14 protein-coding genes are annotated in these 14,163 nt (G+C 72.1%); 1 reads left to right on the top strand and 13 read right to left on the bottom strand.

Annotated elements, in window-relative coordinates; genetic code table 11:
- Window positions 1–24: 24 nt before the first annotated feature.
- Entirely contained in the window at window positions 25–849 is an 825-nt protein-coding gene (locus tag ISG29_RS11925) for an Fpg/Nei family DNA glycosylase (RefSeq protein WP_194503660.1), read from the bottom strand.
- Between the two features lie 72 nt (window positions 850–921).
- On the opposite strand from ISG29_RS11925, the gene ISG29_RS11930 reads away from it, so the two are divergent.
- Window positions 922–2,430, top strand: coding sequence for an AtzH-like domain-containing protein (locus tag ISG29_RS11930; RefSeq protein ID WP_194503661.1), 1,509 nt, complete (start codon window positions 922–924; stop codon window positions 2,428–2,430).
- Between the two features lie 86 nt (window positions 2,431–2,516).
- Here ISG29_RS11930 and ISG29_RS11935 read toward each other — a convergent pair whose 3' ends face one another.
- The 12 genes from ISG29_RS11935 to ISG29_RS11990 form a co-directional block, all read right to left on the bottom strand.
- Entirely contained in the window at window positions 2,517–2,777 is a 261-nt protein-coding gene (locus ISG29_RS11935; RefSeq protein ID WP_194503662.1) for a metal-sensitive transcriptional regulator, read from the bottom strand.
- 127 nt (window positions 2,778–2,904) lie between these two features.
- Window positions 2,905–3,681 (bottom strand): ethanolamine ammonia-lyase subunit EutC, encoded by a 777-nt coding sequence (gene eutC, locus ISG29_RS11940; RefSeq protein WP_235959507.1) that lies wholly within the window; start codon window positions 3,679–3,681, stop codon window positions 2,905–2,907.
- A complete protein-coding gene (locus ISG29_RS11945; protein ID WP_194503663.1) occupies window positions 3,678–5,087 on the bottom strand; it encodes an ethanolamine ammonia-lyase subunit EutB in 1,410 nt (469 codons plus the stop codon). Before ISG29_RS11945 ends, eutC begins: the two co-directional genes overlap by 4 nt.
- Before the next feature lie 4 nt (window positions 5,088–5,091).
- Window positions 5,092–5,772: a helix-turn-helix domain-containing protein gene (locus ISG29_RS11950; protein ID WP_194503664.1), complete on the bottom strand. Its 681-nt coding sequence runs from the start codon at window positions 5,770–5,772 to the stop codon at window positions 5,092–5,094.
- A gap of 44 nt (window positions 5,773–5,816) precedes the next feature.
- Window positions 5,817–7,028 (bottom strand): NAD(P)/FAD-dependent oxidoreductase, encoded by a 1,212-nt coding sequence (locus ISG29_RS11955; protein WP_235959509.1) that lies wholly within the window; start codon window positions 7,026–7,028, stop codon window positions 5,817–5,819.
- A 4-nt stretch (window positions 7,029–7,032) separates the two neighbouring features.
- Complete coding sequence (locus ISG29_RS11960; RefSeq protein ID WP_194503665.1) at window positions 7,033–8,388, bottom strand: FMN-binding glutamate synthase family protein; 1,356 nt, start codon at window positions 8,386–8,388, stop codon at window positions 7,033–7,035.
- Between the two features lie 45 nt (window positions 8,389–8,433).
- Window positions 8,434–9,150: a protein glxC gene (locus ISG29_RS11965; protein WP_194503666.1), complete on the bottom strand. Its 717-nt coding sequence runs from the start codon at window positions 9,148–9,150 to the stop codon at window positions 8,434–8,436.
- Entirely contained in the window at window positions 9,138–10,079 is a 942-nt protein-coding gene (locus ISG29_RS11970) for a class II glutamine amidotransferase domain-containing protein (RefSeq protein WP_194503667.1), read from the bottom strand. The genes ISG29_RS11965 and ISG29_RS11970 overlap by 13 nt, the downstream gene beginning before the upstream one ends.
- A 26-nt stretch (window positions 10,080–10,105) precedes the next feature.
- A complete protein-coding gene (gene glnT, locus ISG29_RS11975) occupies window positions 10,106–11,431 on the bottom strand; it encodes a type III glutamate--ammonia ligase (RefSeq protein WP_194503668.1) in 1,326 nt (441 codons plus the stop codon).
- A gap of 149 nt (window positions 11,432–11,580) precedes the next feature.
- Window positions 11,581–12,375: a formate/nitrite transporter family protein gene (locus ISG29_RS11980; protein ID WP_194503669.1), complete on the bottom strand. Its 795-nt coding sequence runs from the start codon at window positions 12,373–12,375 to the stop codon at window positions 11,581–11,583.
- Window positions 12,376–12,497: 122 nt separating this feature from the next.
- Window positions 12,498–12,713, bottom strand: coding sequence for a hypothetical protein (locus ISG29_RS11985; RefSeq protein ID WP_194503670.1), 216 nt, complete (start codon window positions 12,711–12,713; stop codon window positions 12,498–12,500).
- Window positions 12,710–14,068, bottom strand: a complete 1,359-nt coding sequence (locus ISG29_RS11990) for an ammonium transporter (RefSeq protein WP_207793056.1) — start codon at window positions 14,066–14,068, stop codon at window positions 12,710–12,712. Before ISG29_RS11990 ends, ISG29_RS11985 begins: the two co-directional genes overlap by 4 nt.
- Between the last annotated feature and the right edge of the window lie 95 nt (window positions 14,069–14,163).

A 14,163-nucleotide genomic window follows, 5' to 3' on the forward strand; every position in this document is an offset into this window, starting at 1 on the left:
GGCGGAGCCCGGCGCTGCCCCCGGTCAGCGATCCGCGGCCTGCTCCTGGGAGCACCACCAGGTGGTGCGACTCCCGACGGTGCCGCGCTGCATCGGCGCGCCGCAGCGAGGGCAGGCGTCGCCCGCCTGCCGGTGCTCGATGACCTCGCCGGTGTGCACGCCGCCGCGTCGGATCGCCGAGCGGATGCAGCGGCGCAGCACCCGCCGCAGCTCGTCGGCGGCGTCCTCGTCGAGCGAGTCGGCCGGGCGCAACGGCGAGAGCGAGGCCTGCCACAGAGTCTCGTCGGCTAGCAGGTTGCCGACGCCGGCGATCGCGTGCTGGTCGAGCAGCCGCGCCTTGAGCGGCGCCGAGCTCGCGGCGAGGCAGGCGCGAAACTGCGCGCGGGTGATCTCGCCGGCGTCGGGGCCGAGGGCGTCGATGTCGGGGTCGAGCCGCACACGCCCCAGCCGCCGCTTGTCGAAGAGCCGCAGCTCGCCGCCGTCGTCGAAGCAGAGGGTGAAGCGGGTCCACTCGGGCTTGTCGCCCTCGCGCCGGCCGAGCCGGGCCGGGCCGCCGTAGGTGGAGGCGGACTCGCCCTCGGGGCCGGTCACGATGATGCGCCCGCTCATCCCGAGGTGCAGGCCCAGCGGCGGTCCCGGCTCGCCGTCCGCGCCCTCGACCTCGCACCACATCGCCTTGCCACGCCGGTGAGCGGCGACGAGCCGTCCGCCCGTCAGGGCCGAGGCGATCTCGCCCGGCGCGTGCGGGCGGCAGACGAACGCGTCGCGGTCGTCGACCTCCGCGATGACGCGCCCCAGCGCCCTCTCGACGACCTGGCGGGCGTTCTCGACCTCGGGCAACTCCGGCACGCTTCTTGTCTACCCGCTCGACGCGCCCGGGCGGGCACCCGTTCGGGCGCGGCCGCCCGTAGGGTCGAGGCCATGACCGAGCGCCCCCCGCTGCCGGTGCCGCCCGAGCTCGTCGAGGCCTTCCGCCGCTACGAGCGGGCGCTCGTGGACGCCGACCTCGACACCCTCGACGCCCTGACCGCCGGCGGTGCGTCGGCGCTGGCGGCCGGAGCGGACGGCCTGCTCGTCGGGCGCGAGCACGTGGTGGAGGCCCGGCGCGCGACCACCCGGCCACAGGCCCGGCGCCTGGTGCAGACGCACGTGCAGGTCACCGACGCCGAGCACGCGCTCGTGGTGGCGGTCGCCGAGCACGCCCGGGGTGGCCGGACCCAGCAGACCCAGCTCTGGGCGCTGGTCGACGATCGCTGGCAGGTCACCGCCGCGCACACGACGCCTCCGGCGCCGGCGCTCGACACGCGCGTGTGGCGGGTCGTGGGCGATCCCCTCGTGCACGGCAACGCGAGCGGACCGCTGCTCGGCGAGAGCGTCGCGGTCAAGGACGTGTACGCCGTGGCCGGGCACGCCATCAGCGCCGGCAACCCGGCCTGGGAGGCCGCCTCACCGGTAGAACGCTCCGATGCCCGGGTCGTGGAGTCGCTCATCGAGGCCGGAGCCGACCTGCGGGGCATCGCGCGCACCGACGAGTTCGCCTGGTCGATCCTGGGCATGAACGCCCACCACGGCACGCCACCCAACCCTCGCGCACCCGGCCGCGTGCCGGGCGGCTCGTCGTCCGGTCCGGCGAGCGCGGTCGCGCTGGGTCAGGCCTCGATCGGGCTGGGCACCGACACGGCGGGATCCTGCCGTGCCCCCGCCGCGTTCTGCGGCCTCTTCGGCGTCCGCACCAGCCATGGGTCTGTCAGCACGCGCGGCATGCTGCCGCTGGCACCGTCCTTCGACACGGTCGGTTGGCTCACGCGGGACGCCGCCACCCTGCAGCGCGTGGGCGACGTGCTGCTGCCACCCGACTCGACGTCCGGCTCCGCCGACCTCGTGGTCGTTCCCGAACTGCTGGGCCTCGCGACGCCCGACGTGCGCAGCGCCGTCGAGTCCTGGGTCGGCGAGCAGGGGCTCGTGGTCCGCGAGGGGTGGCCGCTCGGCACACGCGAGCAGTGGCTCGCCGCCTTCGTCACCTGGCAGTCGTGGCAGGCGTGGCAGTCCCACGGCGCCTGGCTCGCCGACCGGCTCGACACGATCGGCTGGCCCGTGCGCGAGCGCTTCGAGTTCGCCGCCGGCCTCACGCAGGCCCGGGCGGACGACGCCCGCGCGGTCGTCGACGACGCGGCAGGCATCGTTCTCGAAGCGCTGGGCGACCGCGTGGCCGTGCTCCCCACGACCGCCGCCGTCGCCCCGCTGGCCGGCCCGCGGGCCGAGGCGGCCAGGGGTCCGACCCTGCAGCTCACCGCGGTGGCCAGCATCGCGGGCGCGCCCGTCGTGAGCCTGCCGCTGCGCACCCGGGCGGGACTACCGTGCGGGGTCAGCCTGATGGCCGCGCCGGGGCGAGACCGGGCCCTACTGGACCTCGCCACCGCCCTCTCTTGAAAACTCGCGACGGGTCAGGTGAAAACTGGCGACGGGTCAGGTGAAAACTGGCGACGGGTCACGTGAAAACTGGCGACGGGTCGGCGCTAGGCGAGGGAGAGGAACAGCTTCTCGATCCTCTTCAGCTCGTCGGTGTCGACGACGGGATCGCCCGATCTGACGTGCAGGGCGTGGAACACCAGCGCGTAGCCGCTGCGCGAGATGGCCTTGTTGACGGCTGCCAGCTGCGTGAGCGCCGACTCGTCGTCGACTCCGGTCTCCAGCATCGAGATGACGCTGGCGAGGTGGCCGTGGGCCCTTTTCATCCTCAAGATGACCGCGGAGATGTCCTCGGACTGTAGTTCCATCGTGAACTCCAACGCCGGCCTTCTCGCGCGGGGCTCGAGCCAGCTCCGCGTGCGCCCAGAACCGGTCGAGGGCGGGGATCTTGGTCACAGTACGGCCGGCGCCCGGGATGCGGTCCCCCCTTGGGGTTCAGGGTCCGATCTCGCCTCCGGCCGGGGACCGATCCTTCAAGGCGACGCCGGAGGCTCCGAGTTCGCGAGCACCGCGCACCAGCCCGAGCAGCACGTCGGCGGCCCGGTCGTAGCCCAGACCGTCGGGCGGGTGGATGTTCGAGACGCAGTTGCGCTCGGAGTCACGTCGTCCGGCTCGCGGCTCGTGGGTGAGGTAGGCGCCGAGGGAGTCGGCGACCGAGAGACCGGGGCGCTCCCCCACCAGCACGATCAGGGTGCGCACGCCGAGCCGTTCGCCGATGTGGTCGCCGATGCCGACCCGCGCCTGCTCGGCCAGCACGACGGGCGCGACCCGGAGCTCGGCTCGACGGAAGCGGTCGAGCAGCGCGGCCACCATCGGCACCGCGTGGTCGTCGTGCGCCTTGGCGGAGAGTCCGTCGGCGAGCACGATGCCGACGTCCGGGCCGGCACCACCGGCCTCCGGCACGGCCGAGAGGTCGGCGGGACGGCGGCCGAGGTCGGGACGACGCAGGTAGGTGGCGCGGTCGGGTGCCTGGCTCGCGACCCGCAGCACCTCGAGCCCGAGGTCGCGGAGACCGCGCTCGATCGCGTCGGCACCCCAGGGCAGGTGCACCGCGTCGCGCGCCACGGCGTGCGCTGAACGCAGTGCCAGCACCTGCGCGGTGGGCAGGGCGTCGCCGGCGCGCCCCAGGCCGATGCGGGAGCGGGTGGCGGTGCGCAGCGGCGTCCAGAAGTCGGGTGCCTCGCCCTCGGGTCGCATCGGTGCCGGGCTCATCGGGCCGCCAGCTGCCGCAGGGCGCTGCTGCCGGCGTCGACCGAGGCGATGCGGCCGTCGCCGGCGAGCAGACCGACCCGCTCCAGCCACGCCTCGAACTCGGGTGCGGGGCGCAGCCCGAGCGTGTGCCGCACCGCGAGCACGTCGTGGAAGGAGAGGCTCTGGTAGCCCAGCATCACGTCGTCGGCGCCGGGCACCGTGATGACGAAGCCGACCCCACCGGCGGCGAGCAGAGTGAGCAGGGTGTCCATGTCGTCGGCGTCGGCCTCGGCGTGGTTGGTGTAGCAGACATCGACTCCCATCGGCAGGCCGAGCAGGGTGCCGCAGGCGTGGTCCTCCAGCCCGGCGCGGATGATCTGCTTGCCGTCGTAGAGGTACTCGGGGCCGATGAAGCCGACCACGGTGTTGACCAGCAGCGGGTCGAAGGCGCGGGCCACCGCGTAGGCGCGGCACTCCAGGGTCTGCTGGTCGACGGGGCGACCGTCGACGCCGAGGTGGGCGTCGGCGGAGAGGCAGGAGCCCTGGCCGGTCTCGAAGTACATCGCGTTGGTGCCCACCGTGCCGCGGTCGAGCTCGCCAACGGCGGCGTGCGCCTCGGCGAGCACGGCCAGGTCGACGCCGAAGCCGCGGTTGGCGGCCTCGGTGCCGGCGATGGACTGGAAGACCAGGTCGACCGGGGCACCTGCCTCCATCAGCTCGATGGTGGTGGTCACGTGGGCGAGGACGCACGACTGGGTCGGGATGTCGTAGCGCGTGCGCACCTCGTCGAGCAGGTGCAGCAGGTCGCCGGCAGCGCGGGCGGAGTCGGTGGCGGGGTTGATGCCGATCACCGCGTCGCCGCAGCCGAGCAGCAGTCCGTCGAGGGTGGCGGCCGCGACGCCGCGGGGGTCGTCCGTGGGGTGGTTGGGCTGGAGCCGGGTGGCCAGCCGCCCCGGCTCGCCGATGGTGCTGCGGAACGCGCTGCGCACGGTGCGCGCCCTGGCCACCGAGATGAGGTCGGCGTTGCGCATCACCTTGCTCACCGCAGCGACCATCTCGGGCGTCAGACCGGGTGAGAGCGCCGCGAGCGCGGCGGAGGAGCCGGAGGTCGCGGCGGTCTCGAGCAGGTGGTCGCGCAGCCCTCCGACGGTGAGGTGGGCGACCGGAGCGAAGGCGGCCGCGTCGTGGGAGTCGACGATGAGCCGCGTGACCTCGTCGCTCTCGTAGGCCACCACCGGGTTCTCGAGCAGGTCGACGAGCGGCACGTCGGCCAGCACCCACTGCGCGGCGGCGCGTTCGGCGTCGGTCTCGGCGGCGCAGCCGGCCAGCTCGTCGCCACTGCGCCGCGGGCTGGCCTTGGCGAGGACGTCGACGAGGTGGTCGAAGGCGTAGGTGCGTCCGGCGATCTGCTGGCGGTAGCGGCTCATGGGCTCAGAGGCTCGCCTCGGGGAAGGCGATGATCGAGAGAAAGCGGATCGGCAGGTCGAGCAGTGCGGTGGGCCCGTGCAGGCCCTCGCCGTCGAGCTGGAGGGAGTCGCCGGGGCTGAGCGTGTAGACCGTGCGCCCGTGGCTGTACTCCATCGTCCCCTCGAGCATGTAGAGGAACTCGGTACCGGGGTGCTGGAACAGCGGGTAGGTCTCGGACTTCTCCGACAGCGTGACCATGAGGCACTCCAGCCGCTTGTGCTCACCGCGCAGCGATCCGAGCAGCTCGTACTCGTGGCCCTCCTTGGTGCCCGCACGAGCGATGCGGGCACCGGTGCCGGCGGCGACGTAGGACGCCGGCCGCTCCGACTCCGCCCCGCGCAGCAGGGTCGTCACGGGCACGTCGAGCCCCACCGCGAGCCGCGAGAGCGTCGAGAGGCTGCACGAGGTCTGGGCGTTCTCGATCTTCGAGAGCATCGCCTTGGAGATGCCCACGCGCTCGGCCATGTCGCCCACGCTCACCGCCTGCTGGTGGCGCAGCAGCCGCACGTTGCGGGCGATGGCCTCTTCGAGCTCGAGCTCCTCGACCGGTGCGGCCGGGTCACGCTCACGGGCGGTGCCGGCGCGGTTGCGGAGGAGGGCCGGGTCGGCACCCTCACGCACGGTGCGGTTCTCACCAGTGGCCATGAGTGAATCGTAGGAGACACCCGGGGAGCCGGTCGTCGTGGCCGTCACCGCATCTCGCCCGCCCCGACGTAGGGGTGCGGGCTGCGCAGCAGGTCGCCCTCGGCGAAGCGCGCCAAGCGCAGGTCGTGCTCGGGCACGCGGGGATCCGAGCTGGTGCCGTCGACCACGAGATCGGCCACCAGCCTCCCCACCGCCGGCGAGATCTTGAACCCGTGCCCGCTGAATCCCGCGGCCACGACGAGACCCGGCATCGCGGGCACCGTCGAGATCACCGGGTTGTAGTCGGGCGTGACGTCGTAGCAACCGGCGTAGCTGCTGGCCAGCACCGCGTCGTCCAGCCCGGGGAAGCGATGCCCGATCTTGGCGGCCGCCATGTCGACGAAGGCGTCGTCGGCACGGTCGAGGTAGTGGTCGGGGTCGGCCGGCTTGAGGGTGGCGAGGTCGGAGTTGCCGAAGAGGATCTCCCCACCCACGTCGGGTCGTACGTACTGGAGCGAGACCAGGTCGGAGAACACGGGGAGACCCTCGGTGGGCACGCCCGGCTTGAGCAGGATGATCTCCTCGCGGTGCACCCGGATCGGCAGGTCGACGCCGAGCGGAGCCGCCAGCGCCACCGACCACGGCCCGGCGGCGAGCACCACCTGCCGGCTCGCGACCCGCGAGCCGTCGCCCAGCCGGACGCCGCACACACCTTCGGCGTCCGTCTCGATCGCCGCGACACCCGCGCCCTGCGCGACCCGCGCACCGCCGCGCCGCGCCGCCGCGGCGAAGGCCTGTGCGGTGAGGTAGGCGTCGCCGTACCCGCCGCGAGGCTCGTGGGCGAAGGCCGCGAAGTCGTCGAGCCGCGCGGTCGGCCACAGCTCGGCGACGGTGGCGTGGTCGATGGTCTCGGTCTGCACGCCCGCGGCGCGCTGGGCAGCGAGGTTGGCGTGCAGCGCCTCGACGTTCTCCGGCCCCACGCCCACGACGTAGCCGCACGACCGGAACCCGATGTCGAGTCCGTCCGAGAAGAGGTCGCTCGCGTGCTCGAACACCTCGGTGCCGTACACCGCCATGGCCGCCAGGGTCGGCACGCCGTAGTGACAGCGCACGATGCCCGAGGACTTGCCGGTCATGCCCGAGCCGACGGTGCTGCGCTCCAGCACCAGCACATCGGTCACCCCCCGGGTGGTGAGCTGCCACGCGGCCGCGCAGCCTTCGAGCCCACCCCCCACGACCACCACCTCGGCGGCGGAGGGCAGGGCGCGCGCACTCATCGGGTCACCAGCCCTCGACCGCACCGACGCCGGGGATCCACGAGGTGCCGGCCAGCGGCACCCCGGCCATCGCGGCGGACTCGACGGTGAGCGCCACCAGATCCTCGGGCTCGAGATGGGTGACGTGCGCCTTGCCGCAGGCCCGGGCGATGGTCTGGGCCTCCATGGTGAGCACCCGCAGGTAGTTCGCCAGCCGGCGACCACCCTCGACGGGGTCGAGCCGGGCCGCGAGGGCGTCGTCCTGGGTGCAGATGCCGGCGGGGTCACGACCGTCCTGGTAGTCGTCGTAGCAGCCGGCCGCGGAGCCGATGGCCTCGTAGTCGGACTCCCACCGCGGGTCGTTGTCGCCGAGGGCGATGAGCGCCGCGGTGCCGATCGAGACCGCGTCGGCTCCCAGCGCCAGCGCCTTGGCGACGTCGGCCCCGGTGCGCACGCCGCCGGAGACGATCAGCTGCACGCCGTCCGGCTGGCGGTGCACGCCCAACTCGCGCAACGCCCGCACCGCCTGCGGGATGGCCGCCAGCGTCGGGATGCCGACGTTCTCGATGAACACGTCCTGCGTGGCCGCGGTGCCGCCCTGCATGCCGTCGACGACCACCACGTCGGCGCCGGCGTGCACCGCCAGCTTCACGTCGTAGTAGGTGCGCGAGGCGCCGACCTTGACGTAGATCGGCTTCTCGCCGTCGGTGATCTCGCGCAGCTCGGTGATCTTGATGGTGAGGTCGTCCGGGCCGGTCCAGTCGGGGTGGCGGCAGGCGCTGCGCTGGTCGATGCCCTGCGGCAGGGTGCGCATACTCGCGACCCGCTCGCTGATCTTCTGGCCCAGCAGCATGCCGCCGCCGCCCGGCTTGGCGCCCTGGCCGAGCACGATCTCGATGGCGTCGGCCTGGCGCAGGTGGTCGGGGTTCATGCCGTAGCGGCTGGGCAGGTACTGGTAGACGAGCTGCTTGGACTGGCCGCGCTCCTCGGGCGTCATGCCTCCGTCGCCGGTGGTCGTCGACGTCCCGACCTCCGACGCCGCCCGGCCGATGGCCTCCTTGGCTCGCCCCGAGAGCGCGCCGAAGCTCATGCCCGCGATGGTCACCGGGGTGTCGAGGCGCAACGGGTAGGCGCCGTGCCGGGCCCCGAGCACGACGTCGGTGCCGCAGGCCTCGCGGTAGCCCTCGAGCGGATAGCGGCTCATCGAGGCACCCAGGAACAGCAGGTCGTCGAAGTGCGGCAGCGCACGCTTCGCCCCGAACCCCCGGATGTCGTAGAGCCCGGTCTGCGCGGCCCGCTGGATGTCGTGGATCGTCGCCGCGTCGAAGGTCGACGACGGCCGCAGACCACGGCGCGCGCGCTCGGTGGCCGGGTCGCTCATCGGACCACTCATCGGACCGTTCATCGGATCTGACACCGGACCTCCTCAGTACGTGTTGTCGGCGTGGAAGTGGTAGAGCGTGCGAGCCGAGCCGTACCGCGTGTACTCGGCCGGGTCGTCGTCCTCGTAGCCGGCCGCCTTGAGCAGGCCGGCCAGTTCCTCGAGGTGCTCGTCTCGCATCGGCTTGGCGACGCAGTCGGCGCCCAGCGAGGCGACGCTGCCGCGCACGTAGAGCCGCGCCTCGTAGAGCGAGTCGCCCAGCGCCTCGCCCGCGTCGCCGCGTACCACCAGCCGACCGGCCTGGGCCATGAACGCGCTCATGTGACCGATCGAGCCGCCCACCACGATGTCGACGCCCTTCATCGAGATGCCGCACCGCGCGGCGGCGTCCCCTTCGACGACGAGCAGCCCGCCGTGGGCGGTGGCGCCGGCCGACTGGGAGGCGTTCCCGCGCACGGTGACCGATCCGCTCATCATGTTCTCGGCGACACCCACGCCCGCGTTGCCCTCGATCACCACGTCGGCGCGCTGGTTCATGCCTGCGGCGTAGTAGCCGACGTGCCCGGCGACGCGCACCGAGCGGGGCGCGTCGAGCCCGACGGCGACCGCGTGGGCGCCGCGGGGGTTGACCAGCTCGACGGCCTCGTCGATCGCGAGTGGCGCGTGCCCGTCGACGGGTCTGCCGTGCAGCAGGGCGTTGACGCTGCGCAGCGGCACCGCGGCGAGGTCGAAGGTACGGAGTCCGATGGTCACCGGGTCCATGCGTAGATCCTCTCCGGCTCGGGCTCGTAGAGCCGGGCCTCCTCGATGCCGGGCAGTCCGACCAGGGCGCGGTACTCCGAGGCCATCGCGACCCAGCGCGGGTGCTCGGCGATGACGGCGGGCTTGCAGGCGATGGCGTCGCGTACCACCGCGAAGGAGTCGGCGTTGCTGACCAGCAGCGTGTAGAAGCCGTCGAAGGTGGTGGTGAGCTCCTTGAGCGCGGTCTCGACGTCGTAGCCGGCGGCCAGCCGGTCGGCGACGAAGCGGGCGCCCACCTCGGTGTCGTTGGCGGAGTCGAAGGCGTGTCCCGTCGCGCGCAGGTCGCGACGGATGGTCGCGTGGTTGCTGAAGGAGCCGTTGTGCACCAGGCACTGGTCGGGGCCGACGGCGTAGGGGTGACAGCCGCCCGGCGTCACGGCCGACTCGGTCGCCATGCGCGTGTGCCCCACGCCCTGCCACCCTTGCGCACCCGGCAGCCCGTAGGCCTGCGCCAGCTGCTGCGGGTGGCCGACGCCCTTGAGCACGGCCACGTGCTCGCCGAACCCGGCGATCAGCGCCCCCGGCCAGCAGGTGCGGACGGCGTCTCGCAGCGCCTGGGTGCCCGTCGCGGCCGGCACGTGCGCCACCAGGGTCGGGCCCGCCGCGTTCACCGCGACCGGCTCCCCCAGCTCCGTGCCGAGGATCGTCGCCGCGTCCGGTGCTGCCACCACCGACGCGAGCCCACCGGTGGCCGGATCCTGGTGGTCGGGGTGGGTGAGGAACGAGACCGCGACCCGGCCGGGCGGCGTCCACGTCGGGTCGCCGTAGACGGCGACGCCGGCGGAGTCGGCACCCCGCTCGGACATCTCGCAGAGCATGCCGGTGAGCAGCTCACCCAGCCGCGGGTACAGGCCGGGGTCACGCAGGTGCAGTCCGACGATTCCGCACATGGGTTCCTCCTCTGGTGATCGACGGGTCAGTAGGCGGTGAGGTAGCGCTCGACCTCCCAGGCGCTGACCTGGGAGTGGTAGGCGAGGAACTCCTCGCTCTTGAGTCCGGCGAAGTAGCTGGCCACCTCGAGCCCCGAGTCCCCCACGGCGGCGTCCAGCGCACCGCACACGACCGGGTCGGCGGTGAGCGCATCGACGGCGTGCAGCAGGGTTCGCGGCAGCGATGCGCGGGTGACGCCGTTGTCGCCGCCGACGGTGCCGGGGTCGAGGTCACGCTCGATACCGTCGAGTCCGGCACCGAGCGCGGCCGCGATGGCGAGGTAGGGGTTGGCGGAGCCGTCGCCGCCGCGCAGCTCGATCCGATGCGCGTCGGGCACCCGGATGAAGTGGGTGCGGTCGTTGCCGCCGTACGTCGGGAAGCGTGGCGCCCAGCTGGCACCCGAGGTGGTGCTCACCGCACCGGTGCGCTTGTAGGAGTTCACGCTCGGGCCGAGCACCGCCTGGAGTGCCGAGGCGTGCTCGAGCACTCCGGCCGCGAAGGCGTACGCGGTGCCCGAGAGACCCAGGCCGCGCGCGTCGTCCTCGCTCGGGAAGACGGGCGCCTCGCCGCGCCACAGCGAGAGGTGCAGGTGAAGCCCGGAGCCGGTGCGGTCGCCGAACGGCTTGGGCATGAAGGTCGCGATCATGTCGCGCTCCTCGGCGAGCATGCTCACGAGGTAGCGCAGGGTGATGACGCGATCGGCGGTGGTGAGCGGGTCGGCGTGCTCGAAGTTCTGCTCGAACTGACCGTTGCCGTCTTCGTGGTCGTTGGCGTAGTTGCCCCAGCCGAGCTCGTTCATGGCGCGCGAGACCGCAGCGAGGTGGTCGTACATGCGCGTGACGCCGCGGGCGTCGTAGCAGGGCTGCGCGGCGTTGTCACCCGGGTCGGCGGTCACGAGCGTGCCGTCGGCGGCGCGGCGCAGCAAGAAGTACTCGACCTCGGCGCCCACGCTCGCGCTCAGCCCCTGGGAGTCGTGCAGGCGCTGCAGCACCGAGCGCAGGATCACCCGCGGTGCGAACGGCCACGGCTTGCCCTCGACGTGCGGGTCGCAGTGCACGATCGCCAGCCCCTCCTTGATGAAGGGCACGGGCGTGAACGAGGTGGGGTCGGGGATCGCCATCAGGTCGGGATCCTTCGGCTCCTGACCGATCGAACCCACCGCGTAGCCCGCGAAGCCCACGCCCTCGGTCTGCAGGGCGTGCACCGCCTCCACCGGCACCAGCTTCGCGCAGGGCTTGCCGTTGAGGTCGACGAACAACGCGAGGATGAACGTCGTCTCGCTCTTCTCGGCCAGGGTGGCCAGATCGGTCATGGGAGCCCCACTCGCATCGTTAGTTCACTGATAGTAGTCGTTGTCTACGACGAGTGAACTAGGCGCAGGTGTCGGCGATGTTTCCGCGACGTCAATCTCAGACGACGAGTGGCGGATCGGACCCGCCGTGGCGCTACGGCACCGAAGGCTCAGCGACCGGGGCGGTTCTCGGCGCGTGCCTCCTGCACCCGGCGCGAGACGCGCAGCAGCCGCAGCCCGGTCACGAGGCCGACACCGCCGACCATGTTGCCGAAGGCCGCCCAGAGCACCAGCCCGACGACCCGCCAGAGGTCCATGTCGGCCCCGGAGATCATGGCCGCCGCCATCAGCAATGCGTCGAGCACGCAGTGGAACATCTCGGCGCCCACGAGCACGGCTCCGAAGAGCACAGCGGGCACGAGTTGCACCCCGAGGTTCTCGGTGGCGTGCTGCATGCGAGTCATCAGCGTGATGGTGAGTCCGGCGAGGACGGCCAGCAGGAAGCTCTCGTGCCCGAACCCGAGTTCGTAGTAGTGCAGGCCCGCCTCGCGCATCACCGGTCCCAGATCCGGCCGGGCGCCGGCGAGCATCGCCATCATGGCCACCCCGGCCACGAGGTTCATCACGAAGGTGACCCCCCAGAGCCGCAGCAGCCCGCGCGGACTGCCCGCACGACCGACCACGCCGACGACGGGCACCAGGAAGTTCTCGGTGAACAGCTCACTGCGTGCCAAGAGCAAGGCCACGAAGCCGACGGAGAAGGCGAGGGCCGCGAGCAGGGTGTCGCCGGTGTGCTCGCGCACCACGAGGTAGGCCAGGATGCCGACGCTGACGTCGACGCCGCCGAGCAGTCCGGTCGCGGTCAGCGCGAGAGTCGGGCGCTCCAGGCGTTGGCGGCCTTCGTCGATGAGCCGGTCGAAGGCCTCCTCGACCTCGGGCTCGGGGCGGGTCTGATCGGTGGGCACCCAGAGAAACTAGCGGCGCGCGCGATCGATCCGTGCCGCCCGGGCGGATGAGTAGGGGCGTGACACGCGGCACGACGCCGCTCCCCGGGCTCCGGGAGCGGCGTCGTGACCGAGGCGTGGGCTCAGTAGGCGGAGGGCTCGCCCTCGACGGCCGGGCCCTTCTCGACGGCCGTGTGAGCGATCATCTGCTCGTAGGCGTGGTTCTCGTGACGGACCATCGTGACCAGAAAGCCGATGAACATCGCGAAGGCGACGACCACGAACAGCACGTCGAGAGGCACGTCGCCGGCTCCGGTGAAGACGGCCGTGGCGCCGTCCCAGCTGTCGATGGGACTCATACGGTGACCTCCTGGTCAGTCGGGTCGAAGGAGTCGTCGGAGGCGAGGACGGCGTCCTGCTCCTTGAGGGTCGTGATCGGGATGCCCTCGGGGTACGGCGTGGCCGGCACCTCGCTGAGGTCCAGACCGGCGAGCTCCACCTCGGCCGGGATGCGCAGCATGTTCATCTTCTTCAGACCCAGCGAGAGCAGGTAGCCCGGCACGAAGCCGAGGACGGCGATGACGATCGCGCCACCGATCTGCCCCAGCGGGTTGACTTCCGGCGGGGTGCCGAACCCGTCGATCGGCACGTTGGGGTAGCCCCACAGCACGAAGCCGGAGACGACCAGGCCGTAGAAGGCGCACCCGCCGTGCACGGCGACGGCGCCCACGACGTCGTCGATCTCGAACTTCTCCAGCATCCGGCCGAAGTGCGGGATGAGCATGCCGCCGACCGCGGCGATGATGAACGCGAGCGCCGGGTGGTAGAGGTCCATGCCCGGAGCCACGGAGATGACGCCGGCCAGACCGCCGGAGATGGTCCAGAACGGCTCGCCCTTGGAGCTGACGTAGGCGCCGATGATGCCGCCCGCCAGGCCCATGAGCGTGCTGAACGCGATGGCCGAGAGGGTCGTCGGGTTGCCGAAGATCGAGAGGTAGCCCGTGTTCGTGTAGACCACACAGCCCATGAGGAAGCCGAAGAACCCGATGAAGATCAGCATCAGGCCGAGCATCGTCAGCGGCAGGTTGTGCGGGCGGATGGTGATCGCCTGACCCCCGACGAACCGACCGATGCGGGGGCCGAGGTTCATCAGCACACCGAGCGTGAAGGCGCCGGCGACCAGGTGCACGCACGCGGCGGCGCCGAAGTCGTGCCAGCCCCACTCGGTGAGCAGCCAGCCGTTGGGGTGCCAGGCCCAGGCGGCGGCGATGATCCACACCACCGACCCCAAGACGGTGGTGAGGACGAGGAAGGCGCTGGTGCGGATGCGCTCGAGCACGGCGCCCGAGAGGATCGAGCCGGTCGTGGCTGCGAAGAGCGCGAAGGCGCCCCAGAAGATGCCGGTCACCGACGTGAGGTTCGGGCCCATGTCGTCGCTCCACGGCAAGGCGGCCGTGGCGGCGTCGATGGCGCCGACGGGGAACTGGAAGAACGCGTTGTAGAACCACCAGCCGAAGAAGAAGAAGGTGGCGGTCACCACGGCGAAGGTGAGCAGGTTCTTCATGGCGGCGGCGAGCACGTTCTTCGACCGGCTGGCGCCCATCTCGTAGGCGAGGAAGCCGGCGTGGATGCTGATCATCAGCGCGATCGACACCCAGTAGAAGAGGTCGGTGATGACCCCTTCCATGGAGGCGAGGGTTTCATCGGGGGACACGGGCGTCTCCTTCATGGGTCATGGAAGTAAACACAGTCTGCTGCGGTGAAACGCTTCGTGGGTTGCGCTCAGGGACCGACGGTGTAAATCCCTGG

It is taken from the genome of Nocardioides acrostichi, from assembly GCF_015319165.1.
Lineage (GTDB): Bacteria > Actinomycetota > Actinomycetes > Propionibacteriales > Nocardioidaceae > Nocardioides > Nocardioides acrostichi.